Origin of the sequence: Amycolatopsis sp. GA6-003, from assembly GCF_046267895.1 — a bacterium.
GTDB lineage: Bacteria > Actinomycetota > Actinomycetes > Mycobacteriales > Pseudonocardiaceae > Amycolatopsis.
Window position 1 is genome coordinate 7,950,201 of sequence record NZ_CP176499.1, and the last position, 18,806, is coordinate 7,969,006.

General features: G+C 68.7%; 8 protein-coding genes and 1 tRNA gene. 4 read left to right on the forward strand and 5 right to left on the reverse strand.

The genetic code is table 11. From position 1 onward, the window contains the following. The first annotated feature begins 5 nt into the window (after nt 1–5). From F9C12_RS35840 to F9C12_RS35850, 3 genes are all read left to right on the forward strand, one after another. Nucleotides 6–9,239, forward strand: coding sequence for a DNRLRE domain-containing protein (locus F9C12_RS35840; RefSeq protein WP_409463401.1), 9,234 nt, complete (start codon nt 6–8; stop codon nt 9,237–9,239). A gap of 60 nt (nt 9,240–9,299) precedes the next feature. Then, on the forward strand, nt 9,300–9,668 hold the full coding sequence (locus F9C12_RS35845) for a hypothetical protein (RefSeq protein ID WP_409463402.1): 369 nt from the start codon (nt 9,300–9,302) through the stop codon (nt 9,666–9,668). Between the two features lie 1,126 nt (nt 9,669–10,794). After that, a complete protein-coding gene (locus F9C12_RS35850; protein WP_409467131.1) occupies nt 10,795–11,409 on the forward strand; it encodes a hypothetical protein in 615 nt (204 codons plus the stop codon). Between the two features lie 96 nt (nt 11,410–11,505). Here the strand turns inward: F9C12_RS35850 and F9C12_RS35855 are convergent, their stop codons facing one another. The 5 genes from F9C12_RS35855 to F9C12_RS35875 all read right to left on the reverse strand — a co-directional run bounded on the left by F9C12_RS35855 (nt 11,506) and on the right by F9C12_RS35875 (nt 16,613). Further along, nucleotides 11,506–11,970 (reverse strand): hypothetical protein, encoded by a 465-nt coding sequence (locus F9C12_RS35855; protein WP_409463403.1) that lies wholly within the window; start codon nt 11,968–11,970, stop codon nt 11,506–11,508. Between the two features lie 818 nt (nt 11,971–12,788). Continuing rightward, nucleotides 12,789–13,262 carry a hypothetical protein gene (locus F9C12_RS35860; protein WP_409463404.1) on the reverse strand — a complete coding sequence of 158 codons (474 nt, stop codon included), beginning with the start codon at nt 13,260–13,262 and terminating at the stop codon, nt 12,789–12,791. A gap of 623 nt (nt 13,263–13,885) precedes the next feature. Next, nucleotides 13,886–13,959: transfer RNA gene (locus F9C12_RS35865), tRNA-Arg, on the reverse strand. A gap of 1,007 nt (nt 13,960–14,966) precedes the next feature. Beyond that, nucleotides 14,967–15,377, reverse strand: a complete 411-nt coding sequence (locus F9C12_RS35870) for a peptidase inhibitor family I36 protein (RefSeq protein ID WP_409467132.1) — start codon at nt 15,375–15,377, stop codon at nt 14,967–14,969. Between the two features lie 189 nt (nt 15,378–15,566). Further along, nucleotides 15,567–16,613: a LacI family DNA-binding transcriptional regulator gene (locus F9C12_RS35875; RefSeq protein ID WP_409463405.1), complete on the reverse strand. Its 1,047-nt coding sequence runs from the start codon at nt 16,611–16,613 to the stop codon at nt 15,567–15,569. 145 nt (nt 16,614–16,758) lie between these two features. Between F9C12_RS35875 and F9C12_RS35880 the strand changes: the two genes are divergently transcribed. Beyond that, the gene (locus F9C12_RS35880; protein ID WP_409463406.1) at nt 16,759–18,771 is read left to right on the forward strand and encodes a cytochrome c oxidase assembly protein; all 2,013 of its coding nucleotides are present in this window, start codon (nt 16,759–16,761) and stop codon (nt 18,769–18,771) included. Nucleotides 18,772–18,806: the final 35 nt, after the last annotated feature.

An 18,806-nucleotide genomic window follows, 5' to 3' on the forward strand; every position in this document is an offset into this window, starting at 1 on the left:
TCCCGATGTTTTCTCCACGACGCAAGACCGGGCATGTGCGCAGCGCCGGGTTGCTGGTCCTCGTTGTCACGCTGATGGCAGGAGTGGTCGGGCCGTCGATTCCGTCCGGGCCGGACGTCGGCGCTCAGCTTCTGCAGGAAGCCGCGGCCCTCGCGCCGAAGCAGCTGGCGGGGACGGCGGGGGAGCAGGCGGACGAAGTGCGCGGCCGAGCCAATACCGCCGCGCCGAAGTCGTCGCAGTCGAAATATCCTGCGGTGGCCGCCGGCGAGGCGAAGGTCGGCGAGAACGCCGTGCGGGTCGAACGCCCGCCCGCGCACGTGACCGGGTTCGACGAGAAAACCAGCCGTGAGCTGCCGGACCGGCGTACCGCCACCGACCGGACCTACGCCAACACCGACGGCACCCTCACCACGGAGTTCGGCCAGGAACCGATCAACTTCCGCGCACCGGACGGCAGCTACCAGCCGGTCGACACGGCGATCGTCCCCGCTGGCAACGGCTGGTCCAACGCGGCCGACGCCGAACGGCTCACCTTCGCCGCGAAGGCGGGCGAAAGCGATCTCGTCCGGATCGCTGTCGACGGTGAGCATGAATTCGGATACGGCCTCGGCGGTGCCGTGCCGTCGGCAGGCACGGTGTCGGGCAGCCGTATCGTCTACCCGGGTGTGCGGCCCGGTGCCGATCTCCGGCTCGACGTGGTGCCCGGCGGTGTCAAGGAAACGCTGGTTCTGAACACGCCGCAGGCTGCGTCGACATGGGACTTTCCGTTGCGGCTGAGGGGTCTTCGTCCGTCCCTTGTGGACGGCAGGATCTCGCTCGCCGACGCTGCCGGACGCGAGCGCGCCCGGATCCCGGCGGGATTCATGACCGACTCCCGGCGCGATCCGGCGACCGGCGACCCCGCTCGGTCCGACGGCGTGACCTATGAACTGGTGGAGAACGCCGGTGCGTTCACGCTCCGGGTGAAGCTGGACGCGAGCTGGCTGAACGATCCGGCGCGGCTCTATCCGGTGGAGGTCGACCCCAGCGTCGAGACCACGGCGTCCGACGGCGGCGCCGTGTTCCAGAACGGATCCCGTCTCGACGGCGGGACGGAGCTGAAAATCGGGACGACCGGGTCGATCAAGGCCGCGAGCTATCTGTCCTTCGGCGGCGTCGAGAACCGGCTCCACAACCACAAAATCCTCGGCGCCCAGCTGACGCTGAAGAGCACGTGGTCCTGGTCGTGCCAGCCGCGGCCGGTGACGGTGCACGGAGTCACGGCGCCGTGGAACACCGCGTCCGGCTTCCCCGGCCCCGGCTTCGGCCCCGCCCTCGCCCAGGAATCCTTCGCCCACGGCTACATCGGTCTCCAGCAGCACGCTTCGAGCTGCCCGTCGGCGACCGAGCTGATTCCGCTCGGGACCGGCGGCCGCGACCTCGTGCAGCGCTGGGTCACCGGTGCCCAGCCCAACTACGGCCTCGCGGTCCGCGCCTCGGAAACCGACCCGTACGGCTGGAAGAAGTTCACCGGCAACCGCACGGCGAACCCGCCGCGGCTGTTCGTCACGCACACCGCCTACGACGCCGAATACCGCGTCGACCGCGGCGTTCCCCAGCCGCCGGTGACCCGCACCCAGTCCGGCAAGGTCAAGATCACCGTCACCAACCGCGGCGCCGACACCTGGACCGCGGCGGGCTTCGCACTCGGCTACCGGGTCTTCACCGCGGCCGGGGCACCGGTCGGGGCGGTCGAAGCCGCCTCGCTGCCCAGCGACGTGCCGCGAGGCGCATCGGTGACGCTCGATGCCACTGTCAAGGCGACCGAGCCGGGCAACTACATGTTCGACTTCAGCATGCTCCGCCGCGGCGGAGCATGGTTCACCGACGAGCAGATCCCGCCGACCCGCCTGTCGATGACCGTGTTCGACGTCCCCCCGATCGTCAAGGCGCAGTACCCGCCGAACGGCTTCTCGGCGGCCACGCTCACCCCGCAGCTGTGGGCCGACGCGGTCGACGTCGACTCTCCGGTGTCCTCGACCCTCAAGTACCGCTTCGAGGTCTGCGAACGATACGACGCCAAGCCGGACGGAACGCTGACCGGTGTGTCCTGCGTGGATTCCGGCTACGTCGCCAAGCGGACGTGGACCGTCCCGACCGGGGCGCTGCGCTGGAGCAAGGACTACCAGTGGCGCGTTTTCGCCTACGACGGGAACGCCGAGAGCGAAAAGCTCACTCCGAGCCATCTGCTCACGGCGGTTCCGCAGCCGGAGATCACCTCGCACCTGGCGAACGCGCCCTACAGCGGCGCGCAGCGGGACTTCGACCCGCAGACGGGCAACTACTTCTCGAGCGCGGTCGACGCGGCCGTGCAAGTAACGGGACCGGAGCTGACCGTCGCCCGCACGTACAACAGCCTCGACCCCCGTACTGACTTGACGTTCGGTGCGGGCTGGTCAACGCGCTACGACATGAAGGTCGTGCCCGACGACGACGGCTCGGGCAACGTCGTGGTGACCTATCCCGACGGGCAGCAGGTTCGTTTCGGCCGCAACAGCGACGGCACCTTCGCACCGCCGCCAGGCAGGCAGGCGAACTTCCGGACGGAGGTCGAGGCCGCCGGCGGAGGCTGGGTGCTGACGGACAAGGCCGCCACGCTCTACCGCTTCCGTCCCGACGGCCGGCTCATCGAGATCTACGACCAGGCCGGGCACCACATCGAACTCGACTACGGCACGCCGGAGCACTTGCGCCGGGCGATCAGCCGCACCAGCGACCGGATCCTCTACTTCACGTGGACCGGCAACCACGTCACCTCGGTGAGCACCGACCCGATCGACGGCAAGCAGCTGACGTGGACCTACACCTATGACGGCGACCGGCTGACGAAGGTCTGCGACCCCGACGGCGGCTGCACCGGCTATGACCACACGGCGGGTTCGCACTACCGCAGCTCCGTCGTCGATGCCCGCCCCTCGTCGTACTGGCGCTTCGCGGAGACCACCGGCACGGTCGCCGCGAGCGAGAACGGGCTCAGGCTCGGCAAGGACGCCGGGACGTACAAGGACGTCGTTCTCGGGCAGCCGGGGCCCTTGACCGGAACCGGGACCGCGGCGACGTTCAACGGCGCCTCGTCGGTGGTGACCCTGCCGGACGGCCTGGTCCGCAAAAACCGCGACCTGGCCGTGGAAATGTGGTTCCGCACCACGGCGGGCGGTCCCCTGTTCGGTTATCAGAGAGCGCCGATCAGCGGCATCCCGACCGGCGCGGTGCCGGCGTTGTACGTCGGCACGGACGGCAAGCTGCGCGGCCAGTTCTGGAATGGCAGTGCCGCCCCGATCACCTCGGCGGCGGCGGTCAACGACAACGCGTGGCACCATGTGGTGCTTTCCGGGGCACTGGCCACCCAGACGCTCTACCTGGACGGCCGGGCCGTCGGCACGGTCCAGGGCGAGATCGCGCACGACGACGTGGTCTACAACCAGATCGGCGCCGCCTACACCGTCCCGCCCTCGGCTTGGCCGGCCTGGGGGACCGACGCACGCCGCTTCTTCTCGGGGCAGATCGCCGAAGCCGCGTACTACGAGTACGCCGTCGGTCCGACGACCGCGGCGGCCCACTTCCAGGCTCGTTCGGCGGCCAGCTCGCTGGCCAAGATCACTCTTCCCAGCGGCCGGACGGCCGCACAGCTGAGCTATGACACCGCCGCCGACCGCCTCACCGAGGTCGTGGACCGCAACGGCGGGCACTGGGGCGTCGGTCGGCCGGTCGTGACCGGCGCCGAGAACAACCTGGTCCGCACGACGCAGGTCACCGACCCTGGGAACCGCCTGCACTTCTACGACTACGACCCGGCGCGGGGCCGCATCCTGCGCTACATCGCTCCGCTGGGCCAGGGCATCCGTCCGGAGGACCGGCGCGACGGCGACGGCAACCCGCTGCCGCCGGACAAGCCGTCTTGCGATCCTTCGGCGCCCCAGGACCCGAGCGACCCGTCGTACTGCGGCGGTCCGGTCGGCGGCGACGGCACGTGGGTCGGAGGACCGGTCAACGGCCAAGGCGTCCGGACCTACGACTACGACGACAAGGGCTTCCAGACCACGATCGGCGACGAGCTCGGCAACGCCGTCGTCCTGACCAACGACGAGCGCGGCAACATCCTCGCTCGCAAAACCTGCCGTGTCGCGCCTGGCGACTGCCAGACGTCGTACTCCAGCTACTACGTGAACGCCGCCGACGTCACGGACCCGCGCAACGACAAGGTCCTGTCCGTCCGCGACGCTCGCTCGGCGAACGCGGACGATCCGGCCTACGCGACGACCTACACCTACACGGATGTGGGCGTCCGGGGTTTGCTGGCTACGGAGACCGCACCGGACGGCGCGGTCACTCGCCACACGTACTCGGACGGCACGGAAGCGGCGGTCGGCGGCGGCAATGTGCCCGCCGGCCTGCGTCTGCAGACAACCGACCCGCGCAACGGCGTCACCAGCTATTCCTACTACCGGAACGGCGACTTGGCGAAAGTCACCGATCCGGCCGGTCTTTCCACGAGCTACACCTACGACGTCTTCGGTCGCAAGAAGACCGAAACGCACAGCAGCGCTTCCGATCCGGCCGGCGCGACGACGACCTATGCCTACGACTCCCGGTCGCGCCAGACCGCCGCGACCGGGCCAGGCGTCTCCAACGCGATCACCGGGGTCACCCACACCGCGCAGACGCTGATCGGCTACGACGCCGACGGCAACGTCGTCCGTACCGAGGACAAAGACCTGACCGGCGGCGACCCCGTGCGGGTCACGACTACCGGTTACGACGACTTCGGCAGGGCGAACCGGGTCGTCGACCCGGAAGGCGGGATCACCTCCTCCGGCTACGACCCGTTCGGCAACCGCGTGTGGACGGTCGACGCCGGCGGAAACAAGTACGAATTCGGCTACACCGCGCGCAACGCACTGGCCGAAGTGCGGCTGCGAGCCTGGAGCGGCCAAGCGACCGATCCGGCGAGCGGGGGCGGTGACACCGACGGCGCCGGCGACACGACCTCCGCGCCGACCTTGGTGCTCGCTTCCTACGCCTACGACCTCGCCGGCCGGAGGGTGCGCGAGACCGACTCGATGGGGCGCACCACTCGATACCAGTACTTCGGAGACGGCAAGGTCTGGAAGGTCATCGCCCACGACCTGCGCGATCCGTTCAATGCGGCGGCCCCGAAGCGCGATGTCACGCTGCGGGAGTTCGCCTACGACGCTGCCGGGCAGAAGATCCGGCTGACCGAGCCGGGCGGGCGCGTCACGACGTTCGAGTACGACGCGTCCGGCCGCGGAACGGCACAGACGGTCGATCCCGCGGGACTGGCCAACCGGACCGAATGGACGTATGGACCGGGCGGCGACGTCGTGAAGACCGTCCACACCGGACAAAGCTCGAACAGCACCCGGCTGGACCTCGGCAACCGGGAGACCGTCGAGTACGCCTATGACCAGGCCGGTCGCCAGACCGGCCAGTCGGTGGTCAAGAGCGCGACCGAGAAGCTGACTACGACCTACCGCTACGACGAGCGCGGCCAGGTCACCGCGATCACCTCGCCGCGCGGCAACGTCCGCGACGCGGACCCGGCCGCGTTCACGACGAATCTGACCTACGACAAGCTCGGCCGGCTCGTCCGGACCGCGCAGCCGCTCGTGGCGGCCGAGTCCGGAGGTGCCGCGCCGGCACAGGTGCGCCCGGAAACCGTTGCCGGGTATGACACTTTCGGCGACCAGACCGAGACGAAGGATCCGAACGGCAACGTCCGGACGGTCGGTTACGACCGGGCAGGCCGGGTCGTCAAGGCCGCGTCGCCCGATTACCGGAAACCGGGCGACACCGCGGCGGCGAAGGTCGCAACGACCCGGCAGTACGACGCGCTCGGCAACTTGCTGAGCGTCACGGACCCGGCAGGCGCGATCACCCGGTACCGGTACGACCAGCTCGGCAGGCCGGTGGAGCGCATCGATCCGGCTCCGGCCGCCGGCGATCAGCCGGGCGGAGTGTGGCAGTACGGCTACACGACCGAAGGGGACGTGCTGTCGATCACCGGCCCGACCGGGTCGCGGACGGAGGCCACCTACGACGACCTCGGGCGGCAGGTGACCGCTACCCGGATCGAGCGCTACCCCGCACCGGCCGCCTACACCGCCAAGCTTCGCTACGACGACGCGGGAAACCTCGTCTCGACGACGGCTCCGACCGGCGAAATCACGAAGAACGAATACGACGTGCTCGGTCAGCGGACCGCTGCCACGGACCCGGCAGGCGTCGTCTCGCGGTTCGGCTACGACTTCGCCGGACGGCAGGTAAGGCTGTCCGACGGCCACGGCCGGACCGGCTACACGAGCTACGATCCCGCGGGCCGGGCGACCGGTTTCTACAGCCTGGATCCGGCCGAGCATGTGCTGCGCAAGAGCGAATCCGGCTACGACGCGGACGGCAACAAGATCTCGGCGACCGATGCTCTGGGCCGGGTGACCCGCTTCGGCTACGACGCCCGCGGATCGCTCGTCCGGCAGCAAGAGCCGGTCTCCGACACGGAGTCGATCACGACCTCGTTCGGCTACGACCCAGCGGGCAACCGGACGAGGTCGACCGACGGCCGCGGCAACAGGACGATCGAGACGTACAACTCGCTGGGCCTGCCGGAATCGGTCGTCGAGCCGGCGACCGCGGCGCATCCGGCCGCGGAAGACCGCACCTGGACGACGTCCTACGACACCGCGGGCAGACCGGTGACCGTCCGGGCGCCGGGCGGGGTAGTCCGGCAGCGGACGTTCGACGCGCTCGGACGCCTGACGCTCGAGACCGGGACCGGCGCTGCTGAGCCGACCGCGGACCGGGTCCAGCGGTTCGACCCGGCCGGCCGGCTGCTGGCGGTGAGCGCGCCGGGCGGAGAGAAGACGTTCGCTTACGACGACCGGGGCGACCTGCTCTCCAGCACCGGCCCGTCGTCGGGCGCCGCGACCTATTCCTACGACGGTTCCGGGCGGCTGACGCAACGAGCCGACGGCGCGGGCACGGCGATCTTCGGATACTCGCAGGGCCGCCTGTCGACCCAGCAGGACGGGCTGACCGGCGTCCGGCAGACGCTCGGTTACGACGATGCCGGCAACGTCAGGTCCGTCGACTACGGCGGCGGCCGCGTCCGGTCGTACGGTTACGACGACTTCGGTCGCCAGACCAGCGACGAGCTCAAGGGCGGCGACGGCGCGACCCTCGCCGCGCTCGCATACAGCTACGACCTGGACGACCGGCTCACCGGCAAAAAGACGACCGGACTGGCGGGAGCAGGCGACAACGCGTACGGCTACGACCAGGCCGGCCGGCTCACGTCCTGGACAAGCGGGAGCACCGCGACCGAGTATTCGTGGGACGCTTCGGGCAACCGCGTGCGCGCAGGCGACCGAACCTCGACGTTCGACGAACGGAACCGCCAGCTGACCGACGGCTCCGACGCGCTGACGTGGAGCGCACGAGGAACCCTGAACACCCGCACCGGCCCTGCCGCGACGACGGAATCCGGGTTCGACGCGTTCGACCGCATGGTGAAGCAAGGCGCGGCAACGTATTCCTACGACGGTCTCGACCGGACATCGTCGAGGAACGATCAGCCGCTGACCTACGACGGCGCCAGCCTCGACCTGATCTCGGACGGCACGTCGAGCTTCTCCCGGGGTCCGCGAGGCGAACTGCAAGCTCAAGGCAGCGGCGGAAGCAACCAGGTCGTCCTCACCGACCTGCACGCCGACGTCATCGGCAGCCTGTCGCCGACGGGCGGGCTCGCCGGCTCTTCGAGCTTCGACCCGTTCGGGGCGCGGACGGCTCAGACCGGTGCTATGTCGTCGCTGGGTTTCCAGTCCGACTACACGGATCCGGCGACCGGCGCGGTCGACATGGGGGCGCGCTGGTATTCGCCGGGCTCGGGCACGTTCAGCGCCCGTGACGGCGTGCCGCTGCCCAGCACCCCGTCGGCCGCGGCGAACCGCTTCGCCTACGGCAACGCAAGCCCGGTCAACGGCATCGACCGGGACGGTCACTCCACCGGAACCCTCGCTCCGCCCGGCACCGGAGGAAAGGTCGGGGAAAAGACCTTCGAGAGCATCTTCGGCAGGCTGGGCGGCCGGTTTACCGGCCCGCTGGGAAATCTCTACCGCTTCTTCTGGGACGTGGATCCCGCCGGCTACGGGTGCGAGATCAGCGATTCGGCCGGGCGGCCTTGCCCGGGGCTGAGCCCGATCAAATGGCGGGCGTATTGCCATGGGCACCCGTCTGCCTGCCTTCCCGCTGTCGACACGAGCAGCTGGGGCAAGAGCGACCGCAGCTGGAACCCGTCCTGGCGTCCCGGCAGGACGCAGAGCGTCAGCCCGCCCGGCCCCGGCGGCCGCGGCGGGCACCAGCACCCGCCCCGCAGAGGCGGGGGCGGATGGCCGCACGGAGGTGGGGGCGGATGCTGGTGCCCGCCTCCTCCGCCTCCGCCGCCGCCCGGCATCCAGGCGCGGATCGACCAGAACGAGAGGGCGCGCAACGTAGCCGACCCGATCCCGGACCAAGCCAAGAACCCGTACTACGGCGGCGGTGTGGTCTCGTCCGATCCGAACCTGCCGGCGAACGCGGTGGCCGGCCTGCTCGGAAACCTGCAGGATCTGGCCAGCCTCTACCAGGGCTTCCTCCAGCAGGTCCTGGACCCGAAGAACCCGGTCGTGCGCGACGCGGATCTGCCGATCCTGTCGCCGCTGCTGCCGACCCAGGTTTCGGCCTGGGACAACTGCGGGGGCGGCGTGCTCCGCGACGACTTCAACGGCGGGGCCGCCAGAACCGGAGTGGTCTGCGAAGCTGGCGACGTCCATGACGCGGTCGGCGAGACGTCGACGGCTGATGGTCATGTGGTCGGCAAAGGTGACGATCCCGCAGTTCCGGAGCTTGTCGCGGACATCAATGCTCGGTATCCCGGACATGTCCGTGCACAGGGAGTCGTGGTCAACGGCGCCAATGGGGAGTCGCTGACCGACTTCGACATCGTGACCCGCAACGCGGTGATCCAAGTCAAGACAGGGTCAGGCAAGGGGGCGTTGAGACAGGCAGTGATTACGCAGGGACTCACTGATTACCCTGTGATCGTATACCTTCCTCAGGGGCGGGGAAGTGTTGTCAAGAGCCTGGAGCGTGCTGGCATCATGGTCACTCGTGACAAGAACCTGCTGTTGGACTTGCTTGCTCCCTAGTTCCCATTATTGGAATTCCTGGGCCGAGGGAGGTTTGCTGTGCGTCCGATTATAGTGCTCTTGTGCGACCCGGATACGCGCAAGACAATCGAAACTCGATTGCGCGGAGCGGGCCGCTATGAGAATGGTGAAATTTTCGACTACCTCGTGGTGGGAGACTGCACGTTTGGAGTCGATCTTTCCGGGGATGTGATGGACGATTACTACGACCATGAGAAGGCGGAACTAATCGAACGGTTCGGGTCTGTCGCACCAGTTGCGCTCGAGTATTCGGGTGTTTCATGCATTCGCCCGCTCCTGCAGGTTGTACTGAATGGTCTTTCCGGTCTTTTGGACACGGATTTCGACGAGCTCATAGAATTTGAAGAGGTCCTTGCGAGATTCTCTCGAGATCCTGATTGGGACTGGGTTAAGCGCAACGCTGATTGACGGCGTTTCGTCCGGTTGCTTGGCGTCGGATATGCCGTAGCGTGTCTTGTCGTCCTGGTTTGGGCGGGTCCATCCGCCTCCGGCATGCTCCAATCCGGCCTGCGGCACAGCCGCCCGAGAGTCGTCGTCCTGGCGGCCTTGAGCATCTGGGCCGCGGTCGCCGGTCCCGGCAGCGGGGTGGGGCACTGGGCGGAGGTGCACTTCTGGCACATTTCTCGCGGCAGTTGGACTTTCTGGTAAGCGGGCCGTTAAGAGACGTTTCCAGGAATCGGAGGATGGTCACCCAGTCTGGCTGAGTAAAGGCAGGCAGCCAACGATCTGACATCAGATTCCCGTCCGGATCCTCGATGGCCGACGCCGCATCGGCGGGTGTCTCGCAGTAACGGTCGACGAAGCCTCCGTGCCGCACGTACAGCGGACCGTGTTCCCAGCGAAGGTCGCTGGTAACACGGTCTGGGCTCACCTTCGACAGTGGCGTCCAGGTATCAAGCGCCGAATGCATCTGAGGGTCGCGAGCCTGCCTCTGGGAGAGCGGTCGGAGTACTTCGCGTTCCGTATGAACAGCGCAGCGCGATCGGCCAAGTATTTGACTGCAATGCCACGAGAGATGCACTGCCCAAGCTGATTCTGCTGCGAACCGGCATCGCTCACGCTTGCGGACCCGTGGATCTTGCACCCCTGCTGCGGGACAGTCGAGCCGGCAGCGTCCACTCGCTCCGGCGTCAGCGCACCCGCCTTCGGGCAGCGGCCGCGGGTGGACGGCCTTATCGCCGACGCACTCCTTCTGGCGGTTCTTGACCGCGGGGAAGCGTAGGCGGTGGAGATGAGCAGCCGTCCGACGAGGCTTTGCGCCATGAACTCGTCGCGGAGTTTGCCGCTGAGTGCTCCGTTCTTGGCCAGCGGCGCGGTGATGGTGCCGAGTTTGCTCTCGGGGTTGACGTCGACGTCCCCAAGCGGGTCGATGACGCTGGCGGAGGTGTAGTCGGTGGTGCGACCGGCTCTCGATCAGTATGAACGTTTCCGGCGCGGCGATGCCCGCGGTTGCACCGCCGGTGCCGGGATGCGTGCCAGAGCAAAATGGGAGGCGAGGGCAAGCGGGGTGCGCGACACTGCGCAGGTGATCACGATGCAGCCGGTCGTCGAGGTATGTGCGCAAGACGGCTTTGCCCTCTGGCCGATCGCTGCGGTCGAGCCGCGCAGCTATCTAGCGCTCAGCGGCAATCTCACGCCTCATGAGGTCGGAACGGCGTTGATGTGCATCGCCAGCTGCAACGACGTCGACCCGGAACACGATGGCCGCCCGCCGCGTCCTGCGGACGAGTTGGGGTCGTTCCTGCACGGCCTGCTGACGTGCGACCGCCTTTTCGCGTCCGGCGGCGTGCGGGTCACGGACACAGCGGCGGCCGTGGTGTTCCTGCCGGGTTGCTGCAACGGCCTGGAGGACTGGCGCGAGTGGAGCCGCGTCCTCGAGGTCGGCGGCCAGGCCTGGTTCGGGCACGATCCCACCCCGTGCGCCGAGCGTCGCGGCGACCTGGTCCGGCTTGCCGTCAACGCCGAGCAGAGCGACAGTCCCGTGCTCGAGCTGCCAGTCGTCGCAGTGCAGCGCCTGCTTGCCGGCGTCGAGCAGGACCTCGTCGATTTCTTCGCGCTGGCGGCCGACTGGACCGCTCGCAACCTGCCCGGCTACACCTCCCGGGTCACCACGGCACTCGCCCGCGTCCTCGACCTCCCGCCCGGCTGAGTCCTCGTCTGCGGCCGGGGCCGACCCGACCATGCTGTGCGCGTCGACCGGACGACGCGGTGGCGATCGTCCAGTCGACGGGCTGGCGTGGCATGTTCAGCAAGGGGAGACGCCCCAGACCGGATTCCAGTCGAATCCGGTCATCTGATTGCTGTACGCTCCGGGCGTGGTGAAAAGGACCTTCCCGCCTCTTCCCCTCATTTGCGCCTGAGTTCCGGTCGTCTGATTGTTGTCCCACGAACCGAGCCCAGTCCAGCCGGGCAGTACGTATTCGGAACACATGAACATGGCCAGCGAGTCACCGTCGCCCCATGCCATGCTGTATGCGCAGAAGTAGCCGGGAAAAGCGCCGCCGAGGCAGGGGTCGTCCGCTGACCGAACGGCGGCGTGGTTCCCGATGCCGCGCGCTTTCTTCTCCCCGGGCAGCGCGATCGTCAACAGTCCCTTGCCGTTGAGGTCGATCTGGTTCGCCGCGACCTGCCTGCCGCCCAATGCGGCCAGATACCGGTCGGCCGTCGATTGCAGCGCAGTGGCCTGTTCCAGGGTCAGCCCGGCGCTCACGGCCTGCGACGTAAAGCGGACGCGTGAGCTGGCGGTGGCCGCGGCGGCGGAATCCGCGCCGCCGCATACTGCCAGTGTCACCAGCGCTGCGATCGCGATCGCACAATTATTGAAACGCATTCTCGTTCCTCTCCCGTGTCGACTTGCTAACCATTAGACGATGTTGACTTTCTTGGGAATTTCTGCCGTCTGTGCGACGGGAAAAGTTTGCGTCAGACGCCCGGGACCCCTCCCGGCGCGATCCGCTCGTGGATTCGAGGCACCGCGCCGGAGCGCTACCCGGGCGTGGGGACGGGCGGGCCGGGATCGCGGGAGACGACAACCGGCGCGTGGCGTCCCCGTGTCTGGAAGGGCCTGCTCGGGTGTACCGTATTCCGCGCTCTGGCAACGCTGCTTAAGTTCAGTGACCGCGCACCGATACCGCAGTTCGCCTGGTTCACTGAGGGCAAACCTGGGTCGAGGCACCGTTGCGGAGTGCTGAAGTTTCGGCTGGCGACCCTGGTGAGGCGGTGAACCGACTCGCAAGATCAATAACCTTTTGGTGGCTATGCGATTTTCGCGGCGCTGCCGCCGTCCGCTGCGTATGCCCTAGGAGCGATGAGCGAACGTCTCCGCGTTTCTCCTCATGCCTGGACTGGGTTCCGGAGCCGGTCCGGGGGAATACCGTCCATCCCGTTCCGAGCCGAAATTCGGGCGGCGCTGTGCTCGACATCGGCTCAGGTCTTGTTGTGCAAGGAAATGCGGACATGATGCGGAGAGCGGAGGCCGTCCGGTCACCACAGGTTCCGGGGCGTCCGGCCGGTTCGTTGCTGAATCAGTCACGGCCAGCTCTCGCCGGGCGTGTCGCGAGTGTCGGCCTGGTGGGAGAAGGTCGCTGCTTCCTTGCCTCGCTGCGGTTTGTCCTGTCCTCGCAGCCGAGGCAGCGCGAGCCGGAGGGTTTCGACGAAGTCGTGGCTGAAGCCGTTGCGGACGACGATGCGCAAGACAGCGAGGTCCTCGCGATGCGCGGAAAACTGTAAAGCGGGAATGTGCCAGCCTTGCTCGCGCAATGCGGCTGAGACGTTGAATGCCGAGTAGCCGGTCTCGATTTCCTTGAGCATGAAGGCGAATACCGGCAGCTGGCCGCCGTCGGTGAGGAGACGGAACGGGCCGAGTTCGGCGAGGTCGGTGGCGACGTCGCGGCAGTATTGCTGGATGCGGCGGTAACCGTCGCGGCCCAGGCGGAGGAAATAGTAGTACTGGGCCACGACTTGGGCTCCGGCGCGGGAACAGTTCAGCGCGAAGGTGGGCATTTCGCCACCGAGGCAGTTGACGCGGAAGACGAGGTCGTCGGCCAGTGCTTCGGGGCGCGAGTGATAAGGCAGTTGGCTGTCGGCTAGGCGGCTTCGTCTGATGCGGTGGTCTTTGTGGACTGTCGGTGGTGCGGTGTGCGCCTGTGGGCGAGCTCGATGTCGAGGGTGAGTTGCTGTGGTAGCTGGCGGGCGCGGGTCGGCTGGTTGTGGTGCGTCGGAGTCTCGGTAGCGGTTGGTCGCGCGGCGCTTGCTGCCGGTGAGGGTGGGTGCCGGGCGAGGTGGTGGAGTTTGCGGAGGTGTCGCTGGACGAGTCCGGCGCGGCGGGCTTCTTCGAAGAGGGCTCGGGACGCTCCGTTTCGGGCTCGTCGGCTGGGGTGGGGGTGGTCGGGCATGGGCGTTCCTGGCGTCGGCTGGCTGGTTGAGGGCAAGATCACGAATGCGTGTCGGCCTGGTTGAGCCGTCGTGACGGGGGAGTGACGCCCTGCGGCGGGGCCGGTGGGCGGAGACGTCGAAACGGGCCGACGAGACGAGTGGTGTGCTCGCCAATCCGGACGGTTTTCCGGCGGTTCGGCCACCCGTTACGGGCTTTGCCTGGTCAGGGATTCCCCTGACCAGGCCGTTTGTGCCCCCGGCAGGACTCGAACCTGCGACCTAGAGATTAGAAGGCTCTTGCTCTATCCAGCTGAGCTACGAGGGCCCGGGTGGCTGACAGCTGCTGACCTCCAGCAGGGGCAGCTTAGTCATCGCCAATCTCTCGATCGTTCGACACCGTCGAATCGTTTCAGCCTCTGTTCGTCGGATTTGGGGGTGCGCGGGGGAGGAATGCCACAGCGCGCGACGGTTTCGGTACGCACTGCGCGGGCGCGCGGGCCGGTGCGGCGGGCGGACGGGGGTTTGTGCAGCTTGAGCACCTGGATCTCCTGGCGGGGCGGTCGGCGGGACGGGGGTCGGGGGCTTCGCGGCCGGGGCGGAATGTGGCGATCTTGTGATGTAGGACGTCTGACCTGGGGGAGGACGATTGGGCGGTTCGGCGGTTGCGACGCGGGAATGGGGTGTCGAGGCGTCGGGTCGGTGGTGCTGGACCACAGGCGGGCGTGGTTAGGGCGGGATTGAAGCTGGTGCCGGGAGGGATGTCTCCCGGACCGCGGGCGGGCGTGGCTTGGGCAGTCGGACGGGTGGGCCGGGGGTGAAGCTGGTGCCAGGTGGGATGGTTCCTCGACCGTGGCCGGGGTGTGGTCTGCGCAGTTGGAGGGCGTGGCGCAGGCTGGCGTCAGGTGGGATGTCGCGCGGACCGTGGCCGGGTGTGGTCTGGGTAGTTGGAGGGCGGGTCGCAGGTTGGCGTCAGGTGGGATGTCGTCCGGACGGCGGCCGGGTGTGGTCTGGGTAGTTGGAGGGCGGGGCGCAAGCTGACCTCAGGAGGCATGTCTCCCGGACCACGGCCACCCGCGGTCCGGCCGGGCCTCGGCTCAAGCGCCAGGCAGGGGCAACCCTGCGACACCGCAGAAGGGCCTCACCTCCCGCTCCCAGGTCGGGGGCCGGGAGCGGGAAGCGAGGGCCAGGGGGCCCGTGGGCGCGGATTTCCGGGCTGCGCGCCCACGGGCCTGGGCCGCTCGGGGGTGCGGCCCCCGGGCCGGCGGAACTGGGGCTGCGAGTCGACTCGGCCTGGAGCTGCCTCGTTCGCCTGGCCCGGCTCTAGGGGGAGGGCTATTCCCACACTTTCAGGGCACGCACCGCGAACGGGGACCGCGGAACGTACGTGCCACCGCCCGGATAGGTGATGAAATCGCCCTCCGTGGAACAGTCTGCTCCTTGGTAGACGGTGACGTCTCGGGTCATCCGGTTGACGAAGGAATGGCCTTGGAATCCCTCGGGCAGGGGGATGCAATCACCCGGATTCGCCGTGCGCAGGTCATAGCTCTGTGCGTGACCGGAATAGGTTTCGGTGTTCCACAGGCAGAACTCGCCCGCACCGCAGGCGGGGGCGGGAGGTGCGGCCTGGGCCAGGCCCGAAGTGGTCAGGAGGCCTGCGGCGACCAGCACCAATACGGCGGGCAGGCGGGACGGCCGCGAGTGGCGGCCGGCGAAGGGCAGGGACGGCAGCAGGCGGCGGAACATCATGGGAACTCCCCCTCGATCGAAGCGGTGCCGGGCGAAAGGACCGGCGGGCATCCCGGGAAACCGGGGCGTGTCTCCACCTTGGCGGGTTCCGCGTGATTTGTCTGCCCGCATTCCTACGTCTGTGGACAAGTAGTTTTCCTTCACTCGGAAGAGACCCAGTTGTCCACAGATCGCCGAGCGGTCTTGCTAAATCGCCGCCGTGCTTTCCCGGACCGCCAGGGACACCGGGAGTTCGACCGGCGGCGGCGCCGGTTCCCCGGCCAGGAGGCTCAGCACCAGCTCTCCGGCCGCGCGTCCCTTGCCCGCCAGGTCCTGGCGCACCGTCGTGAGGGGTGGTTCAGACCACGCGGCCTGCGGGGTGTCGTCGAAGCCGACGATCGAGACGTCGGCGGGCACGCGCAGGCCCAGCCGGTGGGCGGCGGCGATCGCGGCGAAGGCCAGCTGGTCGGACATGCACAACAGGGCCGTCGGACGCGCCGGAGCGGTGAGCAGGTCCGTCGCGGCGGCGCGGGCGGTCGAGGCGGAGAGCCACGGGGCTTCGGTGATGGTGAGGTCGCTGATCCCGGCCGCGGACAGCGTGTCGACGTATCCGGCGAGGCGTTCGCGGGTGCCGTGGAAGGCGCTGGAAAACTCGGTGCCGGAAAGGCGGGGCGCGGCCAGGATGCCGAAGCGCCGATGGCCTAGTTCCACTAAATGGCGGGCGGCCAATGACGCGCCGCCGCGGTCGTCGCAGCCGACTCGGGCCGTATCCGGGAGCGGTGGCTGGTCGATGACCACCAGCGGCAAACCCCGTGCTCGAACGGCTTCCAGCGCGGGCGTGCCGTCGGCGAGGGAGTACGCGACGGCGATATCCGCTTGTGCGGCCAGTACTCGCGCCGCGGGCGGGCCTTCCTCCGCCTCGCGACCGGGCAGCAGCAACAGGGCGTTGCCGGTGGGTTCCACGGTTTTCGCGAGCGCGTCCAGGGTGATCGACAGCGCGGGGTCGGAGAAGGCCGCCGACAGCGACGAATCGAGCAGGAAGGCGATCGCGCCGGTGCGGCTCGTGGCGAGGCTGCGGGCGGTCGGGTTCGGGCCGGGGTAACCGAGTTCACCCGCCACGCGCAGAATCTGTTCCCGTAATTGCGCCGACAGCTGGTCAGGCCGGTTGTAGGCGTTCGACACAGTGGCGCGCGACACCCCGACCGCCTCCGCGACGTCGTCCAGCGTCGGGCGGCGGCGACGGCTGCTGGTCATCGGCGGAGCATAGAGGAAAGCCTTGCCGCGCACCGGATTCCGCCCGGCGTACCGGCTCGACCAGCGCAAACACCGCAAGCGGGCGAAACCGGCGCGCGCCCCGCCCCCTGTGCCCCCGCGCGCGAGACCGGCCTAGTCTCGTACCGTGACCTCGGAACCTGTGACGAAACCGAACCGCGGCCGCAAGACGAGCGTGCTCCCGCTGCTGTCGGTCGGAGTCGTGCTCGGCGCGGTCGTCGCGGTCGGGCTCGTCGCGCTCACCGGCGGCGCGGGCTACGTCATAGCCGGGCTGCCGGACCCCGGGCTCGTCACGCGCTACGGCGTCACCGTGGTCCGCGTGCTCGCCGAAGCGGCGTCGGTCGTGTGCGTCGGGGCGTTGCTGCTGGCCGCTTTCCTCGTGCCGCCGCAGAAATCCGGCACGCTCGCCGCCGAGGGGTACGCCGCGGTCCGCACCGCGGGAATCGCCGCGTGGGTGTGGTTCGCCGCCTCGATCCTGTCGGTCGCCTTCACCGCCGCGGACAGCGCGGGCAAGCCGTTCGGCGAGGTCCTTTCCCCGGACACCCTGCTCAGCCTCGTCGGCGCGATCGAACAGCCGAAGGCGTGGCTGTGGACGGCGCTGATCGCGCTCCTGCTCGCCCTCGGCTGCCGCCTGGTGCTCAGCTGGGGCTGGACGTCGGTGCTGTTCTTCCTGTCCGTCGCCGGGCTCGTCCCGGTCGCGGTCACCGGGCATTCGGCCAGCGGCGGTTCGCACGACCTGGCCACCAACAGCCTGCTGTTCCACCTCGTCGCGGCCGCGCTGTGGGTCGGCGGCCTGCTGGCCGTGCTCGCGCTCGGCTGGCGCCGCGGCAAGAACCTCAGCCTCGCCGCGCAGCGATTCTCCAAGCTCGCGCTGGTCTGCTGGGTCGTGATGGCGGTGTCCGGCATCGTCAACGCGCTCGTCCGGATCAACCTCGGCGACCTCTTCACCACCGACTACGGCCTGCTCGTCGTCGCCAAGATCGTCGCGTTGCTGCTGCTCGGCGTCTTCGGCCAGCAGCAGCGCAGCCGCGGCGTCGCGAACCTCGTCGACGGCAAGGGCGGCAGTCAACTGCTTCGGCTCGCCGCCGTCGAAGTGCTGATCATGTTCGTCACCATCGGCATCGCGTCCGGCCTCGCCCGCACACCGCCGCCGCCGGACGCGGTCACCCAGCCGGGCACCGTCGAACTCCTCATCGGCTACGACCTCCAGGGCCCGCCGACGTTCTGGCGGCTGCTCACCGACTGGCGCTTCGACCTGATCTACGGCACCCTCGCGATCGTTCTCGCCGGTCTCTACCTGGCCGGCGTGCGGCGGCTGCGCAAGCGCGGCGACGCGTGGCCGGTCGGCCGGACCGTGTCGTGGGTCGCCGGCTGCCTGGTGATCCTGCTGGCCACGTCGTCGGGCATCGGCCGGTACGCGCCCGCGATGTTCAGCGTGCACATGGGCACCCACATGCTGATGTCGATGGTCGCGCCGGTCCTGCTGGTGCTCGGCGGCCCGGTCACGCTCGCCCTGCGCGCGCTCCCGCCGGCCGGCCGCGAAGCCCCTCCCGGGCCGCGCGAATGGCTGCTGGCGGCCGTGCACTCGCCGGTGTCGCGGTTCCTGACGAACCCGATCGTCGCGCTGCTGCTGTTCGTCGGGTCCTTCTACGCGCTGTACTTCTCCGGCCTCTTCGACAACGCGCTCAACTACCACTGGGCGCACCTGGCGATGAACGCGCACTTCCTGCTCGTCGGCTACGTCTTCTACTGGCCGGTGATCGGCGTCGACCCCGCGCCGCGGCGGCTGCCGCCGGTCGGCAAGCTCGGGATGATGTTCGGGGCCATGCCGTTCCACGCGTTCTTCGGCGTGATCCTGATGAACATGCAGACCGTGATCGGCCGCGAGTTCTACACGTCGCTGAAGCTGCCGTGGGTCGGCGACCTGCTCACCGACCAGCGGCTCGGCGGCGGCATCGCGTGGGCCTCGGGCGAGGTGCCGGTGCTGCTCGTGCTGATCGCGCTGCTGGTGCAGTGGGCGCGGCAGGACGAGCGCGAGGCGAAACGGCGCGACCGGCGCGAGGAGACCACCGGGGGCGAGGAACTCGCCGCCTACAACGCGATGCTGAAGAACCTCGCCGAGGGCAAACGGGCGGAATGACTCCCCGGAAGTGATATCGCCGGAGTGAGGACGAC

Coding starts and splice junctions, on each gene's coding strand:
- F9C12_RS35840 (WP_409463401.1), top strand. CDS start 6: ATGTTTTCTCCACGACGCAAGACCGGGCATGTGCGCAGCGCCGGGTTG.
- F9C12_RS35850 (WP_409467131.1), top strand. CDS start 10,795: ATGCAGCCGGTCGTCGAGGTATGTGCGCAAGACGGCTTTGCCCTCTGG.
- F9C12_RS35860 (WP_409463404.1), bottom strand. CDS start 13,262: ATGCCCACCTTCGCGCTGAACTGTTCCCGCGCCGGAGCCCAAGTCGTG.
- F9C12_RS35870 (WP_409467132.1), bottom strand. CDS start 15,377: ATGTTCCGCCGCCTGCTGCCGTCCCTGCCCTTCGCCGGCCGCCACTCG.
- F9C12_RS35875 (WP_409463405.1), bottom strand. CDS start 16,613: ATGACCAGCAGCCGTCGCCGCCGCCCGACGCTGGACGACGTCGCGGAG.